The following is a 17,363-nucleotide window of genomic DNA, read 5'->3' as shown; positions in this document are numbered from 1 at the left end:
TTGACGACTCTCAGTGGCTTTGATGGCGGCAGCGCAGACGCCGCTAGATTACTTGCCGATTGAGATCTTCGGCGCCCAGGTCAGCCATTCGTCTTCGAACTTATCGAACAGCGGGAACGTTTGCTCAGCTAGCGCCGGACTGCCCATGCGTTCGCCATCTGGCGTGGCGAAAGCGATGCCGCCTTGAATCAGCGTCTCCAGCGATTCGGTACGCATCGTCGCCCCCTTGAACAAGCCGTAATCAAAGCCAAAACCACTGGAGTTCCAGAACCGCGTGCCGCTGCGCACCAACGGCGCGTACTTCGGCTCGATCAGGATGTGCACCAACACACGGTCCGCCGTCTGGCCGAGTTCATAGCCTGTCACCTTGCCCACGGTGATTTCGCGATAAGTGACCGGCACACCGGTTTTCAGCGAACCACGGCGGGCAGCGCTCAACACCAGACTCAAACCGGCTTCCTGTTTAGCGGTTTCCGGCGGATTGGCCAGGGCCACGAAGTTCTTCTGCGGGCCGAGGTTTTTCGCGGCCGGTTGTACTTCGATGTATTGGCCAGTGACCAGCGTTTCGAGGTTGGACGTCTTGATCAGACCCAGTTCAGGTTTGACCACCCAGAATTGACTACCGACCCGAGCGATACGCTCCGGCACTTCGGTGATTCGTGCCGTCAGCAGCACCGATTGCAGGTCATCGCTGAGGTCGACGTCTTCAATCTTGCCGACATCCAGGCCTTTGAAGCGAATCGGCGTGCCGCTGCGCAAACCATCGGCGCGATCAACCCTGATCGTTACCACGGCGCCTTTTTGCGTCGCCTCATCATGACTGGCGAACAAACGGAAACGCGGAATCCGCTTCTGCAACGGTGCCTTGGCTTCCGGGGTTTCGAAGGCAATGCCGCCGGCCATCAGGCTTTGCAGCGACTCACTTTTGACCTGGATTCCACCCGTCAATCCACCCGTCAGCGTAATGCCGCTGGCATTCCAGAATCGTGTCGAGGCGTTGACCAGACCTTCGTATTCCTTCTCGATGTGTACACCAATCACTAACTGCTTTTTAGTGCGTGAGAACTGATAACTCTGGACCGAACCGACCTTGACCTGTTTGTAGAGAATCGGGCTGCCGACCTCCAGCGAACCGAGGTTTTCGGTGAACAGCACCAGGTGCAATCCTGGCGCACGCAAGTCGAGCGGCGGTGCCTTCGGCCGTGCGACAAACTCGCGCTGCGGTGCGGCGCCTTTGTCTCCTGGACGCACGGCGATGTAGTTACCTTTGACCAACGCTTCGAGACCGGTGATACCGGCAAGCGAGATCGACGGTTTGACCACCCAGAACTGGGTGCCTTCGACCAGGTAATCTTCAGCCAGAGGATCGAGGGTCAATTCGGCGGTGGCACTGGATAGATCTGGATCGATCTTGAGCGCTTTCAGATTGCCGACCTGGATGCCTTTGTACATAACCGGTGTACGACCAGCCTGCATTCCTTCGAAGTCGCTGAGTTTGACCTTGACCCGAATACCGGCGGCGGCTGCATCGAAATCTTCGTAGAGACGAAACGGCAGGCTCGGATCGGTTGGCGGACTGTCCTTGCGGTTCTCCGGTGTGGCGAACGCGATACCGCCGGCGACGATGCTCGCCAGCGACTCGCTGCGCACTTTCACACCCGACAGGTTGGCGTCGATGCTGATGCCGCTGGCGTTCCAGAAACGCGTGTGTTTGCGCACCAGTTTGGCGTAGGTCGGCTCGATGAAAACTTTGAGCTCGACGGTGCTTTGGTCTTCGGAGAGCAAGTAGCTTTTGATCTGGCCAACCTTGATCTGCTTGTAGAACACCGGACTGCCGCGATTCAGCGAGCCAAGGCGATCAGCCTTGATCGTCAGGTGCAAACCGGGCTGGGCGTCCGACAGCGGCGGCTCTTCGGCCAGGGCTTTGAACTTGCGCGTCGGCTCACCCTCGCCCGGGCTTATCGCGATGTAGTTACCCGAGACCAGTGTCTCCAGGCCAGTGATGCCGGCCAGCGTCACGCTCGGTTTGATCAGCCAGAAACGGGTGCTGGTCCGCAGGTATGGCTCCACGTCCTTGTTCATTTCGACGGTGGCGATCACGCCTTTGGAGTTGCCTTCATCATCAAGTTTGAGGGTCTTTACCTTACCCACCGACATGCCTTTGTAGACGACTTCGGTCTTGTTGGCCTGAATGCCTTCACCACTTTCGAAACGCACCTGAATCTCGATGCCGGTCTCGTTGTAGGCACGCCAGCCGAGCCAGCCACCGATGATCAGGGCGATCAGGGGCAACACCCAAATAGCTGACCAGTTCGAGGCCGGTCGGGTTTTTGCTGTAGGCAAATCAGTCATGGTCGTCGTCCGACTCCGTGTTATCCCAAATCAGTCGGGGATCGAAAGTTACTGCGGCAAGCATCGTCAGAATCACCACACTGGCGAAAGCGATGGCGCCAAGATTGGCTTCGACGCTGGCAAGCCGGCCGAAATTCACAACCGCCACCAGGATGGCGATCACAAAGATATCGAGCATTGACCAGCGGCCAATGAACTCAATAAAGCGGTACATCCAAATGCGTTGGCGAGCCGACAGTGGCTGCCGGCGCTGCACGGAAAACAGCAGCAGTGCGATGCCCACCAATTTGAACGTTGGTACCAGAATACTGGCGATAAAAACCACGGCGGCGATTGGAATCATGCCGTGTTGAACCAGTTGGATCACACCAGACATGATCGTGCTGGGATCACCCTGCCCCAGTGAACTGACGGTCATGATCGGCAGCACGTTGGCCGGGATGTAGAGAACCGCGGCGGTCACCAGCAACGCCCAGGTACGCATCACACTGTTCGGGCGACGGGCGTGAACCAGCGCACCGCAACGGGTGCAGACCTGTTCGTCGGTGTCCGCTTCCTGCTTGTTCAGTTCATGGCATTCGGCGCAAATCAGAATGCCTGCATCAATCGCCCGCATGGGCATCCTCTCCTGATAAAGCCTGCCAGATCTGATGGGGCGACATCACAACCTCCAACCAGACCTGAACCAACAACAAACCGATAAAGCACGCCAGGCCGAGCCCGACGGTAATTGCTGCCATATCTGCCAGTTTGACGATCGCCACCAGTACGCCCATGAGGTAGACCTCGAGCATCCCCCAATCGCGTAAATGGTGATAAATGCGGTAGAGCAACAGGCCGTAACTGCGTCCGATATCAAAACGAATACTCAGCAGTACAACCAATTGGCAAAGCAACTTGAGCAACGGGATTCCCATGCTGCAGAGAAACACCACGACTGCAACACCCTGCATTCCGGTATCGAACAGGCCAACAACGCCGCTCCAGACAGTGTCATGCGATGACTGCCCGAGTAGATGGAGTTGCATGATGGGTAAAAAGTTCGCAGGGATATACAACAACAGAGCGGCGATAACCAACGCGAGACTGCGCTGTACGACGTTATGCCGATGGGCGTAGAGCTCGTAACCGCAGCGCGGACAGAGCGCTTTCTCGCCATGGGCAAGTTCCGGCTTGCGCATCAGCAAGTCGCACTCATGACACGCTACCAAGTCGTCCAGCGGTAATTCTGACAGCCCTGGGGCGTCAACCGGATCTGGCATAAAGGCTCTGGCTCCGAAAAAGTTGGACCTATTCTAGTGTCATGGATCGAAAATAACTGTGCAAATTTGTGCTTTAACTGAAAGCCACTTTCCTGCGGGCAAAACAAAACCCCTACCTGCATACGCAGATAGGGGTTTCGGAATTTAATCTTGACGATGACCTACTCTCACATGGGGAAACCCCACACTACCATCGGCGATGCATCGTTTCACTGCTGAGTTCGGGATGGGATCAGGTGGTTCCAATGCTCTATGGTCGTCAAGAAATTCGGTAGCCAGGTCGTTTACCTTTCGGTTCACGCTCCAGCGAATGGGTATGCGATAGTTGGGTGTTTTGTGAGTATCTCGAACTTTCGGTTCGTTTCGTCTTCACACACCGCAATCTGGCCTTTCGACGCAAATTGCTTGGGTGTTATATGGTCAAGCCTCACGGGCAATTAGTATTGGTTAGCTCAACGCCTCACAGCGCTTACACACCCAACCTATCAACGTCGTAGTCTTCGACGGCCCTTCAGGGGACTCAAGGTCCCAGTGAGATCTCATCTTGAGGCTAGTTTCCCGCTTAGATGCTTTCAGCGGTTATCTATTCCGAACATAGCTACCCGGCAATGCCACTGGCGTGACAACCGGAACACCAGAGGTTCGTCCACTCCGGTCCTCTCGTACTAGGAGCAGCCCCTCTCAAATCTCAAACGTCCACGGCAGATAGGGACCGAACTGTCTCACGACGTTCTAAACCCAGCTCGCGTACCACTTTAAATGGCGAACAGCCATACCCTTGGGACCGGCTTCAGCCCCAGGATGTGATGAGCCGACATCGAGGTGCCAAACACCGCCGTCGATATGAACTCTTGGGCGGTATCAGCCTGTTATCCCCGGAGTACCTTTTATCCGTTGAGCGATGGCCCTTCCATACAGAACCACCGGATCACTAAGACCTACTTTCGTACCTGCTCGACGTGTCTGTCTCGCAGTCAAGCGCGCTTTTGCCTTTATACTCTACGACCGATTTCCGACCGGTCTGAGCGCACCTTCGTACTCCTCCGTTACTCTTTAGGAGGAGACCGCCCCAGTCAAACTACCCACCATACACTGTCCTCGATCCGGATAACGGACCTGAGTTAGAACCTCAAAGTTGCCAGGGTGGTATTTCAAGGTTGGCTCCACGCGAACTGGCGTCCACGCTTCAAAGCCTCCCACCTATCCTACACAAGCAAATTCAAAGTCCAGTGCAAAGCTATAGTAAAGGTTCACGGGGTCTTTCCGTCTAGCCGCGGATACACTGCATCTTCACAGCGATTTCAATTTCACTGAGTCTCGGGTGGAGACAGCGCCGCCATCGTTACGCCATTCGTGCAGGTCGGAACTTACCCGACAAGGAATTTCGCTACCTTAGGACCGTTATAGTTACGGCCGCCGTTTACCGGGGCTTCGATCAAGAGCTTCGCGTTAGCTAACCCCATCAATTAACCTTCCGGCACCGGGCAGGCGTCACACCCTATACGTCCACTTTCGTGTTTGCAGAGTGCTGTGTTTTTAATAAACAGTCGCAGCGGCCTGGTATCTTCGACCGGCATGGGCTTACGCAGTAAATGCTTCACCCTCACCGGCGCACCTTCTCCCGAAGTTACGGTGCCATTTTGCCTAGTTCCTTCACCCGAGTTCTCTCAAGCGCCTTGGTATTCTCTACCCAACCACCTGTGTCGGTTTGGGGTACGGTTCCTGGTTACCTGAAGCTTAGAAGCTTTTCTTGGAAGCATGGCATCAACCACTTCGTCACCCAAAGGGTAACTCGTCATCAGCTCTCGGCCTTAGAATCCCGGATTTACCTAAGATTCCAGCCTACCACCTTAAACTTGGACAACCAACGCCAAGCTGGCCTAGCCTTCTCCGTCCCTCCATCGCAATAACCAGAAGTACAGGAATATTAACCTGTTTTCCATCGACTACGCTTTTCAGCCTCGCCTTAGGGACCGACTAACCCTGCGTCGATTAACGTTGCGCAGGAAACCTTGGTCTTTCGGCGTGGGTGTTTTTCACACCCATTGTCGTTACTCATGTCAGCATTCGCACTTCTGATACCTCCAGCAAGCTTCTCAACTCACCTTCACAGGCTTACAGAACGCTCCTCTACCGCATCACCTAAGTGATACCCGTAGCTTCGGTGTATGGTTTGAGCCCCGTTACATCTTCCGCGCAGGCCGACTCGACTAGTGAGCTATTACGCTTTCTTTAAAGGGTGGCTGCTTCTAAGCCAACCTCCTAGCTGTCTAAGCCTTCCCACATCGTTTCCCACTTAACCATAACTTTGGGACCTTAGCTGACGGTCTGGGTTGTTTCCCTTTTCACGACGGACGTTAGCACCCGCCGTGTGTCTCCCATGCTCGGCACTTGTAGGTATTCGGAGTTTGCATCGGTTTGGTAAGTCGGGATGACCCCCTAGCCGAAACAGTGCTCTACCCCCTACAGTGATACATGAGGCGCTACCTAAATAGCTTTCGAGGAGAACCAGCTATCTCCGAGCTTGATTAGCCTTTCACTCCGATCCACAGGTCATCCGCTAACTTTTCAACGGTAGTCGGTTCGGTCCTCCAGTTAGTGTTACCCAACCTTCAACCTGCCCATGGATAGATCGCCCGGTTTCGGGTCTATTCCCAGCGACTAGACGCCCTATTAAGACTCGCTTTCGCTACGCCTCCCCTATTCGGTTAAGCTCGCCACTGAAAATAAGTCGCTGACCCATTATACAAAAGGTACGCAGTCACCCAACAAAGTGGGCTCCCACTGCTTGTACGCATACGGTTTCAGGATCTATTTCACTCCCCTCTCCGGGGTTCTTTTCGCCTTTCCCTCACGGTACTAGTTCACTATCGGTCAGTCAGTAGTATTTAGCCTTGGAGGATGGTCCCCCCATATTCAGACAAAGTTTCTCGTGCTCCGTCCTACTCGATTTCATGACTAAGAGATTTTCGCGTACAGGGCTATCACCCACTATGGCCGCACTTTCCAGAGCGTTCCGCTAATCTCAAAGCCACTTAAGGGCTAGTCCCCGTTCGCTCGCCACTACTAAGGGAATCTCGGTTGATTTCTTTTCCTCAGGGTACTTAGATGTTTCAGTTCCCCTGGTTCGCCTCTTAAGCCTATGTATTCAGCTTAAGATAACCATCTTATGATGGCTGGGTTCCCCCATTCAGACATCTCCGGATCAAAGTCTGTTTGCCGACTCCCCGAAGCTTTTCGCAGGCTACCACGTCTTTCATCGCCTCTGACTGCCAAGGCATCCACCGTATGCGCTTCTTCACTTGACCATATAACCCCAAGCAATCTGGTTATACTGTGAAGACGACATTCGCCGAAAATTCGATAATACTCAATTAAGAGCAACTCACAAATTTTACCTTAGCCTGATCCAACACCAGTGAAAGTGTTGTCCAGTCTATCTTTCTATCACATACCCAAATTTTTAAAGAACGATCTAATCCAAAGACTAGAAATCAACATTCACCATCATCACGATGGAATGCTCATTTCTAAGCTTTCAACAAACAGAAGCAGTAGTGGTGGAGCCAAACGGGATCGAACCGTTGACCTCCTGCGTGCAAGGCAGGCGCTCTCCCAGCTGAGCTATGGCCCCGTATTTCTACAGGTTCCCACACAAAATTGGTGGGTCTGGGCAGATTCGAACTGCCGACCTCACCCTTATCAGGGGTGCGCTCTAACCAACTGAGCTACAGACCCAATTTCGGGCTGCTTCTTTATCGTCTTCTTCAATGAATCAAGCAATTCGTGTGGGAGCTTATGGAGCAGCTGATGTCGTCGATTAAGGAGGTGATCCAGCCGCAGGTTCCCCTACGGCTACCTTGTTACGACTTCACCCCAGTCATGAATCACACCGTGGTAACCGTCCTCCCGAAGGTTAGACTAGCTACTTCTGGTGCAACCCACTCCCATGGTGTGACGGGCGGTGTGTACAAGGCCCGGGAACGTATTCACCGCGACATTCTGATTCGCGATTACTAGCGATTCCGACTTCACGCAGTCGAGTTGCAGACTGCGATCCGGACTACGATCGGTTTTCTGGGATTAGCTCCACCTCGCGGCTTGGCAACCCTCTGTACCGACCATTGTAGCACGTGTGTAGCCCAGGCCGTAAGGGCCATGATGACTTGACGTCATCCCCACCTTCCTCCGGTTTGTCACCGGCAGTCTCCTTAGAGTGCCCACCATGACGTGCTGGTAACTAAGGACAAGGGTTGCGCTCGTTACGGGACTTAACCCAACATCTCACGACACGAGCTGACGACAGCCATGCAGCACCTGTCTCAATGCTCCCGAAGGCACCAATCCATCTCTGGAAAGTTCATTGGATGTCAAGGCCTGGTAAGGTTCTTCGCGTTGCTTCGAATTAAACCACATGCTCCACCGCTTGTGCGGGCCCCCGTCAATTCATTTGAGTTTTAACCTTGCGGCCGTACTCCCCAGGCGGTCAACTTAATGCGTTAGCTGCGCCACTAAGAGCTCAAGGCTCCCAACGGCTAGTTGACATCGTTTACGGCGTGGACTACCAGGGTATCTAATCCTGTTTGCTCCCCACGCTTTCGCACCTCAGTGTCAGTATCAGTCCAGGTGGTCGCCTTCGCCACTGGTGTTCCTTCCTATATCTACGCATTTCACCGCTACACAGGAAATTCCACCACCCTCTACCATACTCTAGCTTGTCAGTTTTGAATGCAGTTCCCAGGTTGAGCCCGGGGATTTCACATCCAACTTAACAAACCACCTACGCGCGCTTTACGCCCAGTAATTCCGATTAACGCTTGCACCCTCTGTATTACCGCGGCTGCTGGCACAGAGTTAGCCGGTGCTTATTCTGTCGGTAACGTCAAGACACCAACGTATTAGGTTAATGCCCTTCCTCCCAACTTAAAGTGCTTTACAATCCGAAGACCTTCTTCACACACGCGGCATGGCTGGATCAGGCTTTCGCCCATTGTCCAATATTCCCCACTGCTGCCTCCCGTAGGAGTCTGGACCGTGTCTCAGTTCCAGTGTGACTGATCATCCTCTCAGACCAGTTACGGATCGTCGCCTTGGTGAGCCATTACCTCACCAACTAGCTAATCCGACCTAGGCTCATCTGATAGCGCAAGGCCCGAAGGTCCCCTGCTTTCTCCCGTAGGACGTATGCGGTATTAGCGTCCGTTTCCGAGCGTTATCCCCCACTACCAGGCAGATTCCTAGGCATTACTCACCCGTCCGCCGCTCGCCACCAGGTACAAGTACCCGTGCTGCCGCTCGACTTGCATGTGTTAGGCCTGCCGCCAGCGTTCAATCTGAGCCATGATCAAACTCTTCAGTTCAAACATCTTTGGGTTTTTAAGAAACCCTAAACTTGGCTCAGCAATCGTTGGTTACATCTTTGATTTCTCGCGGAGTAACTTGTGATGCTGATAATCTTGTTGACTATCAGTCTGACTCCACAAGCACCCACACGAATTGCTTGATTCAGTTGTTAAAGAGCGGTTGGTTAAGATCTTTCGTCTCAACCGAGGCGCGCATTCTACAGCAGCCTCTGTTACTGTCAAGCGGTTATTTTTCGAAGCTTTCAAAGTTTCCTTTGCAACTTCAACCACTTGCGCTTTCGATCTCTCGTTAGCGGGAGGCGAATTCTACAGCGTTACTCGCTGCTGTCAACACCTCTTTTTCAACCCCTTTCGCGCTTCGATGACCTGAAGCAACTCACTGCCGAAAACCGCGTAACTCTTTGTTTACCAAGGAATTTTCCGTTTCGACTGCGCCGGAAGTGGGGCGAATTATAGACTTCCAGAATCTGCCGTCAACACCTAATTACGCTTTTCGTGCAGGAGATGTCTTTTTGGCTATTAATCGTGGGATTCGGCGGGCTACGGGGGGTAGTCGCAACACTAGTAGCAATGCACCTATAGAGGCATAAACCGCCCACTCCTTAAGATCAGCACGCACGATCCACAACATATGCAGCAATCCAAGGCCGAGAACCACATAGGCAAGACGATGCAATGTCTTCCAGCGAGCCCCCAAACGCCGCTGACTATAGCGATTTGAGGTCACCGCCAAGGCCAATAAACAGAGAAAACCCAGCGTCCCGACAATAATGTACGGCCGTTTCCGCAACTCGACACCCAGCTGCGACCAATCAAAGCCGAGGATGAACGCCGTATACCCACTCAAATGCAAAACCACATAAGCGAAGCACCACAACCCCAGTTGCCTCCGGACAGCAACCCACCCCGCCCAACCGGTAAGCTTCTGCACAGGCGTCATGCTTAACGTAATGAGCAGCAGGACAAGCGTCCCCAGCCCCAACCGGTCAACCAGCACCTTGCCCGGATCAGGCCCCAGCACGTCCTCCCAGGCCTGATACAACCAAAGCAGCGGCCAGACCGCAGCAGCTGTAAAGACGCCAATTCGCCAAAACGGAAATCGCATCAGTAGTTCTTCCGCAAATCGATCCCTGTATATAAGGAGGCGACTTCATCCGAGTAGCCATTGAACATCTGCGTGTCCCGTACATTGGGCTTGAACAATCCACTCGGCAAACGCCGCTCACGCGCCTGAGTCCAACGAGGGTGGTCGACCGCAGGATTCACGTTCGCATAAAAGCCATACTCATCCGAGGCAATGCTCTGCCAGGTGGTTTTCGGCTGCTCACTCACCAGACTGATCCGCACGATGGATTTGATGCTCTTGAAGCCGTACTTCCACGGGACCACCAAACGCAGAGGCGCGCCGTTCTGATTCGGCAACTCCCGCCCGTACATACCCACGGCAAGAATCGCCAACGGGTTCATCGCCTCATCCAGGCGCAGCCCTTCCACATATGGCCAATCGATCAAGGCAAAACCGGAGCGCTGCCCCGGCAAACTCTTGGGATCTTGCAGGGTTTCGAAGCGAATGAATTTGGCTTTGGAAGTCGGCTCGACTTCCTTGAGCAGGGCCGAGATGGGAAATCCGATCCATGGAATCACCATCGACCAGGCCTCTACACAGCGAAGACGGTAAATACGCTCCTCCAACTGATAAGGCTTCATGAAGTCTTCCAGTGCATACCGCCCCGGCTTGCCCACCTCCCCGTCTACTACCACGCTCCAAGGCTCGGTTTTCAGTGCGCCCGCGTTGGCGGCAGGATCACCTTTATCGGTGCCGAGCTCATAGAAGTTGTTGTAATGGGTCGCATCCTTGAATGGCGTGATCGCCTCATCCTTGACGTTGACCGCCCCCCATTTGGTAGCAGGCAGTTTTTCGGCAAACCAGGAAGGCGCCTTGCCAGGCTCGACATCCGCATAACGCGCAGCATCGGCAGCACTGCCCCAACGCGGCAAGCTGCTCACGGCCAAGCCGGCGACAGCGGCACCGAGTACGTTGCGGCGAGATAGATAGAAGGATTCAGGCGTGACGTCCGACTCATGGCAGTCAGACGCTTTGGAGACTTTGATCAGCATGGCAACTCCGCAGCATTGGAGAACAGATGCACCAACAGACTGCGGAGTATGAGGGAAATTACATCACTCGGCTTTTTTGTGCCGACGAAGACGCAACAGGTACTGCACCGGACCAGAAGCCGCATAAGCGAGGAAAACCAGCAGCAGGATGCGCGGCGGATCACTGAACACTACGGCAAACACCAACACCACCGCGAGGATGGCCACGAAAGGTACGCGCCCTTTCAGATCCAACTCCTTGAAGCTGTTGTACTTGATGTTGCTGACCATCAGCATGCCGGCGGCAGCGACCATCAGCGCAACCAGGAAGGACATCTTCGAGCCCTGAATGCCGTAATCACTGAACGCCCAGACAATGCCTGCAACCACACCAGCAGCAGCCGGACTGGCCAGACCAATGAAGTAGCGCTTGTCCGCAGTGCCGACCTGGGTGTTGAAACGCGCCAGACGCAACGCCGCACCGGCTACATAAATGAAGGCGACCATCCAGCCGACCTTACCCATGTCGCCCAAGGCCCAACCGAATGCCAACAATGCTGGCGCAACACCAAAGGCGACCATGTCGGACAGCGAGTCGTACTCGGCACCGAAGGCGCTCTGGGTATTGGTCATACGGGCAACGCGACCATCGAGGCCGTCGAGCACCATCGCGACAAAAATCGCGATCGCTGCAAAAGCAAAATACTTGCTCGCACCAATCGAATCACCGGCACTCAAGGCGCTCTGGGCACTCATCGAGTTGATGATGGAATAAAACCCTGCGAACAAGTTCGCAGTGGTAAACAGATTCGGCAGAAGATAGATACCACGATGCCGGACTTTACGACCTTCAGCGTCATGCCCTTCCTCGATGTGTTCATCGATGGGCAGCAGGCTTTCGGCGTCAGAAGCCTGGTTTGGCTCTTCGGGACGTTCGCTCATGGACATTACCTTGCAACGGGGTGGAAAGTTTGGACAGGTGTCTGGGACGACGGTTCGGCCGCAAACGATGCAGCTTTATACCAGAACCAGCCACCCAAACGAAAAAACGCGGCCTAGGCCGCGTTTTTCGTACAAGTGCGCGACTTAGTTTTTAGCTTTGTCGACGATCTTGTTGGCACCGATCCACGGCATCATGGAGCGCAGTTGCTCGCCGATGATTTCGATACCGTGAGCGGCGTTGTTACGACGCTTGGCGGTCATCGAAGGATAGCCGGTAGCGCCTTCGCTGATGAACATCTTGGCGTATTCGCCGTCCTGAATACGTTTCAGGGCGTTGCGCATGGCCTGACGGGATTCGGCGTTGATCACTTCCGGACCGGTCACGTACTCGCCGTATTCAGCGTTGTTGGAGATCGAGTAGTTCATGTTGGCGATACCGCCTTCGTACATGAGGTCAACGATCAGTTTCAGTTCGTGCAGGCATTCGAAGTAGGCCATTTCCGGCGCGTAGCCAGCTTCAACCAGGGTTTCGAAACCGGCTTTAACCAGCTCGACGGTACCGCCGCACAGAACGGCTTGTTCGCCGAACAGGTCGGTTTCAGTCTCGTCCTTGAAGGTGGTTTCGATGATGCCGGTACGACCGCCACCAACGCCAGCAGCGTAGGACAGTGCAACGTTTTTGGCGTTGCCGGAAGCATCCTGATAGATAGCGATCAGGTCAGGAATACCGCCGCCTTTGACGAACTCGGAACGCACGGTGTGGCCCGGAGCTTTCGGCGCGATCATGATCACGTCGAGATCAGCGCGCGGAACAACCTGGTTGTAGTGGATCGCGAAGCCGTGGGAGAAGGCCAGGGTGGCGCCTTTCTTGATGTTCGGCTCGATTTCGTTCTTGTACAGAGCGGACTGGAACTCGTCCGGGGTCAGGATCATGACCAGGTCGGCAGCCGCAACAGCGGAAGCAACGTCGGTCACTTTCAGGCCGTGAGCTTCGGCTTTGGCAACAGTGGCCGAACCTTTACGCAGGCCAACAGTAACGTCAACGCCGGAGTCTTTCAGGTTGCACGCTTGAGCGTGGCCCTGGGAACCGTAACCGATGATGGCAACTTTCTTACCCTGGATGATCGACAGGTCGCAGTCTTTTTCGTAATAAACTTTCATGAAATTCCCCTATATATCCAGGCCGTTCAGGCCATTCGCTAATTTGGTTTAGATGCTGAGTACTTTGTCGCCGCGGGCAATGCCGGTTACGCCGCTGCGGACGGTTTCCAGAATCGAGGCGGTGCCAATGGACTGAATGAAGCTGTCTAGCTTGTCGCTGGTACCGGTCAATTGAACGGTATACACGCTAGCGCTGACATCAACGATCTGCCCACGATAAATATCGGTAGTGCGTTTGATCTCGGCGCGCTGGGCACCGGTGGCCTTGACCTTGACCAGCATCAGCTCGCGCTCGATGTGAGCACTCTCCGACAGGTCGACCAGCTTGACCACTTCGATCAGCTTGTTCAGGTTTTTGGTGATCTGCTCAATAACTTCATCGTGACCAACCGTGGTCAGCGTCAGACGCGACAATGTCGGGTCCTCGGTAGGTGCCACGGTCAGACTTTCGATGTTGTAGTTGCGCTGCGAGAACAGGCCGACTACACGAGACAGAGCGCCGGGTTCGTTTTCCAGAAGCAAGGAAATAATGTGCCGCATGATTAAGTACGCTCCGTCTTGCTCAGCCACATATCGCGCATGGAGCCGTCTTTGATCTGCATCGGGTAGACGTGCTCGCTGGTGTCGACCGAAACATCGATGATCACCAAACGATCCTTCATGGCGAACGCTTCTTCCATCTTCGACTTCAAATCTTTCGATTCGGTGATGCGCACGCCGACGTGACCATAGGCCTCGGCCAGCTTGACGAAGTCAGGCAACGATTCCATGTAAGAGTGCGAGTGACGGCTGCCGTAACTCATGTCCTGCCACTGGCGAACCATACCCAGAACACCGTTGTTCAGGATGACGATTTTCACCGGCAAGCCATATTGCAGACAGGTGGACAGTTCCTGAATGTTCATCTGGATACTGCCCTCGCCCGTCACGCAAACGACGTCGTCATCCGGGAAGCTCAGCTTGATGCCCATGGCCGCTGGAAAACCGAAGCCCATGGTGCCCAAGCCACCGGAGTTGATCCAGCGGTTCGGCTTGTTGAACGCGTAGTACTGCGCCGCAAACATTTGGTGCTGGCCCACGTCGGAGGCCACAAAGGCATCGCCCTTGGTGACTTCGCACAGGGTTTCGATCACGGTCTGCGGCTTGATGACGCTGCCGTCGCCCTTGTCGTAAGGGAACAGGCCGCGGTCACCGCGCCACTCATCAACTTGCTTCCACCAACTGGTAACGGACTCCTTGTTCGGGGTCTCGCCGATTTCCTTGAGGATCGCGACCATCTCGGTCAGGACACTCTCGACCGGACCGACGATAGGCACGTCTGCCTTGATGGTCTTGGAAATCGAAGCCGGGTCGATGTCGATGTGAATGATCTTGGCATTCGGACAGAACTTGGCCGGGCCGTTGATCACGCGGTCATCGAAACGAGCGCCGACTGCAAGGATCACATCGGCATGGTGCATCGCCAGGTTAGCGGTGTAGCTGCCGTGCATGCCGAGCATGCCGATGAACTGACGGTCGGTGCCAGGGTAGGCACCCAGCCCCATCAGGGTATTGGTCACTGGCAGGTTGAGCATCTTCGCCAATTCGGTCAGCGGCGCGGAGCCACCACCGAGAATCACGCCGCCGCCTGCGTACATCACAGGACGCTTGGCCGCCAGGAGCATTTCTGCCGCCTTGCGGATTTGCCCGGAGTGGCCGCGAACGGCCGGGCTGTAGGAACGCAGCTTGGCTTTTTTCGGGAAGATGTATTCGAACTTCTCGGCCGGGTTGGTCATGTCTTTCGGGATATCGACAACGACCGGACCAGGACGACCGGATTGCGCCAGGTAGAACGCCTTCTTCATGACTTCCGGGATTTCCGACGCGTGCTTGATCATGAAGCTGTGCTTCACGATCGGCCGGGAGATACCGATCATGTCGGTTTCCTGGAACGCATCGGTGCCCACCATGTTGCTAGGCACCTGGCCGGAAATGACCACCATCGGAATGGAGTCCATGTAGGCGGTGGCAATGCCGGTAATGGCATTGGTTGCGCCAGGACCGGAAGTCACCAGTACCACGCCGGCTTTACCGGTGGCACGGGCATAGCCGTCAGCCATATGGGTCGCAGCCTGTTCGTGACGAACCAGGATGTGGGTCACTTCCGGTTCTTTGAACAGGGCATCGTAGACATGAAGAAGAGCACCACCCGGGTACCCGTAGATATATTTGACGCCTTCGTCACGCAAAAAGCGGACGAGCATCTCACCGCCAGATAAAAGCTCCACGTTGTTCACCTCTAAAACGCCAGAATACCGCCCACATAAAAGAGGACGGGTCTTAATAGGTTTACTTCTCAGCAGAGCATGAGCGACGGTGGTCGCCGACTACGTCAGCACTGACTGAGCAAGTATTGGGATCGTCCCAAGTGTTGCGGGCCTTTCCCACCCAGCGCGAGGTAACGCGTTGCGGGTGTAACAGGTCGGCGCGGATGTGCGCCTCATGATCTGCTGAGCGGGCCTGCTTCTGGCAGTCCCTCTACAGCGGACTTTGGATTCTTCTGTTTCGTCCTCTCCAAGTCAAGTCGTCTATGTGCTTTATTGAACTAAGCACATGAGAAAGCAAGAAAAAACCGCTAAACAGCAACTGTGTTAGCTTCAATTGCGCAACCCAATACAAGGAAATGGCATGCGAACGTTTTTCCTGACCGTCAGCCTGCTGATTGGCATCAGCCCTTTGTGCATGGCCGCTCAGATCTACAAATGGGTCGACGCCCAGGGCGTTACCCACTTCGACGCCCAGCCGCCGCAAGGTCAGGAAGCCACCACCGTGGTCACGCCCTCCTCGCCGGCCAGCAACCAAACACCGCCGCCACGCAGCGGTGCCATTGGCGATCAACAGGCCATCGACAAAAAAGTGAAAAAACAGGTCACCGAGCAGCAAGCCCAGCTAAAGGAGTTCTGCGAACAGGCGCGGACGAACCTGGCTCAACTGCAGAACAATCCGCGAATACGGGAGGATGTCGAAGGCGAGATGCGCCGCCTGACCGACCAGCAACGTCAGGAGCGCATCACCGAAGCACAAAAGCAGATTGCGGATAACTGCCAGTAGACACTGGCCGCCTCCGGTTTAGCGGGAGGCGGTGATCAGTAAGTCAAACTCTTTGAGCAGCACCTGCAACTGCCGGTCCTTGCCCTGGACATTACGGGCGGCGAAGACCATTTCGGCCATCTCCTGAATTCCCGAAGCGTTTGGCAAGGGCAGATCCTGCTCGAGGATCACCTTCATCCGCGGAAGGAAGATCCATTGCAGCCACTGCTCGAAATCCAGCGTATCGACCGAGAAGGGTTCGACACTGGAAAGCGCTTCGGTGGAGGGCGAGACCTCGTCCCACCAACCCTGAACCCGCAGCTCGCGCTCGATCAACAGCAACTGTTCGGCAATCTTCGGAAAACGCGCGTCCATCACAGCGAAACCTTGGCCTTCTGACGGGCCAATGCTGCGCCAGCAGAATCACCCTGTTTCTCACGCGCCTGAGCGATCAATCCCCACAGGCTGGCCTGAAGTGCCGGACGACCATTGGCGAAGGTCAGGCCACGACGAGCAAACTGTTCGGCTTGTGGCGCATCGCCTTGGGCCATACGCACCTGAGCCAGACGATAAAGCACTTGCGGCTCACGCGGCGCAACACGCTGGGCGCGCTCGAGGCTGGAGGAAGCACCGTTGAGATCACCGCTCGCCTGTTGCTGCTGAGCGGTAGTCAGCAAGGCCAGAACCGGACCGTCCAATTGCTCGTCGGCAGACAAGCCGCCGGAGTTCGCCGAAGGAATCCCGCTCGGCGTCGACGGCATGCTGTAGCTGCCCTGATTGATCGGTGCCGACTGGACCGGCGAAGTATCGATCGGCCCCGGGGTAATCGGGCCGGGCGTGATCGGCGCAGTGCTGATCGGTGCCGACGACACTGCACCACCACCTGGCACCATCACAACGACGCCGGTATCACCTTGTGGAATTGCCTGGGTCTGGGCTTGCGCAGGACGCTTAGTCGTCGTCTGACGGAAACCGCCATTTGCCGAAACCCGTTCACTGTTCGAAACGGCGCTACCGGAATCCACAACCGGAATCGACCCGCGCTGTACGGAGGAGCAACCGCTGAGCAAAGCCACGGCGGTAACCGCTGGAATCAACCACTTGTTCACTTGAAACC

12 protein-coding genes, 2 tRNA genes and 3 rRNA genes are annotated in these 17,363 nt (G+C 55.2%); 1 reads left to right on the top strand and 16 read right to left on the bottom strand.

Annotated elements, in window-relative coordinates; genetic code table 11:
• Window positions 1-48: 48 nt before the first annotated feature.
• The 14 genes from ACMXYJ_RS06205 to ACMXYJ_RS06140 all read right to left on the bottom strand — a co-directional run bounded on the left by ACMXYJ_RS06205 (window position 49) and on the right by ACMXYJ_RS06140 (window position 15,444).
• On the bottom strand, window positions 49-2,352 hold the full coding sequence (locus ACMXYJ_RS06205) for a PqiB family protein (protein WP_415759129.1): 2,304 nt from the start codon (window positions 2,350-2,352) through the stop codon (window positions 49-51).
• The gene (locus ACMXYJ_RS06200; protein ID WP_008145542.1) at window positions 2,345-2,968 is read right to left on the bottom strand and encodes a paraquat-inducible protein A; all 624 of its coding nucleotides are present in this window, start codon (window positions 2,966-2,968) and stop codon (window positions 2,345-2,347) included. The genes ACMXYJ_RS06205 and ACMXYJ_RS06200 overlap by 8 nt, the downstream gene beginning before the upstream one ends.
• On the bottom strand, window positions 2,955-3,614 hold the full coding sequence (locus ACMXYJ_RS06195) for a paraquat-inducible protein A (protein WP_415759128.1): 660 nt from the start codon (window positions 3,612-3,614) through the stop codon (window positions 2,955-2,957). The genes ACMXYJ_RS06200 and ACMXYJ_RS06195 overlap by 14 nt, the downstream gene beginning before the upstream one ends.
• Window positions 3,615-3,762: 148 nt before the next feature.
• Window positions 3,763-3,878: ribosomal RNA gene (gene rrf, locus ACMXYJ_RS06190) — 5S ribosomal RNA — on the bottom strand.
• A gap of 152 nt (window positions 3,879-4,030) precedes the next feature.
• A 23S ribosomal RNA gene (locus tag ACMXYJ_RS06185) occupies window positions 4,031-6,922 on the bottom strand.
• 250 nt (window positions 6,923-7,172) lie between these two features.
• A tRNA-Ala gene (locus tag ACMXYJ_RS06180) sits at window positions 7,173-7,248 on the bottom strand.
• A gap of 27 nt (window positions 7,249-7,275) precedes the next feature.
• Window positions 7,276-7,352, bottom strand: a tRNA-Ile gene (locus ACMXYJ_RS06175).
• Between the two features lie 83 nt (window positions 7,353-7,435).
• Window positions 7,436-8,974: ribosomal RNA gene (locus tag ACMXYJ_RS06170) — 16S ribosomal RNA — on the bottom strand.
• Together the 16S, 23S and 5S rRNA genes with 2 tRNA genes alongside form the textbook arrangement of a ribosomal RNA operon.
• Window positions 8,975-9,461: 487 nt before the next feature.
• On the bottom strand, window positions 9,462-10,082 hold the full coding sequence (msrQ, locus tag ACMXYJ_RS06165) for a protein-methionine-sulfoxide reductase heme-binding subunit MsrQ (RefSeq protein ID WP_415759127.1): 621 nt from the start codon (window positions 10,080-10,082) through the stop codon (window positions 9,462-9,464).
• On the bottom strand, window positions 10,082-11,095 hold the full coding sequence (msrP, locus tag ACMXYJ_RS06160; protein ID WP_415759126.1) for a protein-methionine-sulfoxide reductase catalytic subunit MsrP: 1,014 nt from the start codon (window positions 11,093-11,095) through the stop codon (window positions 10,082-10,084). The genes msrQ and msrP overlap by 1 nt, the downstream gene beginning before the upstream one ends.
• A gap of 63 nt (window positions 11,096-11,158) precedes the next feature.
• Window positions 11,159-12,016, bottom strand: a complete 858-nt coding sequence (gene pssA, locus ACMXYJ_RS06155) for a CDP-diacylglycerol--serine O-phosphatidyltransferase (RefSeq protein ID WP_076029747.1) — start codon at window positions 12,014-12,016, stop codon at window positions 11,159-11,161.
• A gap of 144 nt (window positions 12,017-12,160) precedes the next feature.
• Entirely contained in the window at window positions 12,161-13,177 is a 1,017-nt protein-coding gene (gene ilvC / locus ACMXYJ_RS06150; protein WP_007948647.1) for a ketol-acid reductoisomerase, read from the bottom strand.
• Between the two features lie 48 nt (window positions 13,178-13,225).
• A complete protein-coding gene (gene ilvN, locus ACMXYJ_RS06145) occupies window positions 13,226-13,717 on the bottom strand; it encodes an acetolactate synthase small subunit (protein ID WP_003176102.1) in 492 nt (163 codons plus the stop codon).
• A 2-nt stretch (window positions 13,718-13,719) separates the two neighbouring features.
• Window positions 13,720-15,444 carry an acetolactate synthase 3 large subunit gene (locus ACMXYJ_RS06140; protein ID WP_415759125.1) on the bottom strand — a complete coding sequence of 575 codons (1,725 nt, stop codon included), beginning with the start codon at window positions 15,442-15,444 and terminating at the stop codon, window positions 13,720-13,722.
• A gap of 400 nt (window positions 15,445-15,844) precedes the next feature.
• On the opposite strand from ACMXYJ_RS06140, the gene ACMXYJ_RS06135 reads away from it, so the two are divergent.
• A complete protein-coding gene (locus ACMXYJ_RS06135; RefSeq protein WP_415759124.1) occupies window positions 15,845-16,267 on the top strand; it encodes a DUF4124 domain-containing protein in 423 nt (140 codons plus the stop codon).
• Window positions 16,268-16,285: 18 nt separating this feature from the next.
• On the opposite strand, the gene ACMXYJ_RS06130 is transcribed toward ACMXYJ_RS06135, so the two are convergent.
• Window positions 16,286-16,621: a YqcC family protein gene (locus ACMXYJ_RS06130; RefSeq protein ID WP_415759123.1), complete on the bottom strand. Its 336-nt coding sequence runs from the start codon at window positions 16,619-16,621 to the stop codon at window positions 16,286-16,288.
• Complete coding sequence (locus tag ACMXYJ_RS06125; protein WP_415759122.1) at window positions 16,621-17,355, bottom strand: tetratricopeptide repeat protein; 735 nt, start codon at window positions 17,353-17,355, stop codon at window positions 16,621-16,623. The genes ACMXYJ_RS06130 and ACMXYJ_RS06125 overlap by 1 nt, the downstream gene beginning before the upstream one ends.
• Between the last annotated feature and the right edge of the window lie 8 nt (window positions 17,356-17,363).

Origin of the sequence: Pseudomonas arabinosi (assembly GCF_047758675.1) — a bacterium.
GTDB lineage: Bacteria > Pseudomonadota > Gammaproteobacteria > Pseudomonadales > Pseudomonadaceae > Aquipseudomonas > Aquipseudomonas arabinosi.
The sequence above is the reverse complement of the archived record's forward strand: the minus strand, read 5'-3'. Positions and strand labels throughout refer to the sequence as shown.

Excerpts from the sequence above, each read along its gene's own strand:
- ACMXYJ_RS06135 (WP_415759124.1), top strand. The coding sequence starts at position 15,845 with ATGCGAACGTTTTTCCTGACCGTCAGCCTGCTGATTGGCATCAGCCCT.
- ACMXYJ_RS06205 (WP_415759129.1), bottom strand. The coding sequence starts at position 2,352 with ATGACTGATTTGCCTACAGCAAAAACCCGACCGGCCTCGAACTGGTCA.
- msrQ (WP_415759127.1), bottom strand. The coding sequence starts at position 10,082 with ATGCGATTTCCGTTTTGGCGAATTGGCGTCTTTACAGCTGCTGCGGTC.
- ACMXYJ_RS06200 (WP_008145542.1), bottom strand. The coding sequence starts at position 2,968 with ATGCGGGCGATTGATGCAGGCATTCTGATTTGCGCCGAATGCCATGAA.
- ilvN (WP_003176102.1), bottom strand. The coding sequence starts at position 13,717 with ATGCGGCACATTATTTCCTTGCTTCTGGAAAACGAACCCGGCGCTCTG.
- pssA (WP_076029747.1), bottom strand. The coding sequence starts at position 12,016 with ATGAGCGAACGTCCCGAAGAGCCAAACCAGGCTTCTGACGCCGAAAGC.
- msrP (WP_415759126.1), bottom strand. The coding sequence starts at position 11,095 with ATGCTGATCAAAGTCTCCAAAGCGTCTGACTGCCATGAGTCGGACGTC.
- ilvC (WP_007948647.1), bottom strand. The coding sequence starts at position 13,177 with ATGAAAGTTTATTACGAAAAAGACTGCGACCTGTCGATCATCCAGGGT.
- ACMXYJ_RS06130 (WP_415759123.1), bottom strand. The coding sequence starts at position 16,621 with ATGGACGCGCGTTTTCCGAAGATTGCCGAACAGTTGCTGTTGATCGAG.
- ACMXYJ_RS06195 (WP_415759128.1), bottom strand. The coding sequence starts at position 3,614 with ATGCCAGATCCGGTTGACGCCCCAGGGCTGTCAGAATTACCGCTGGAC.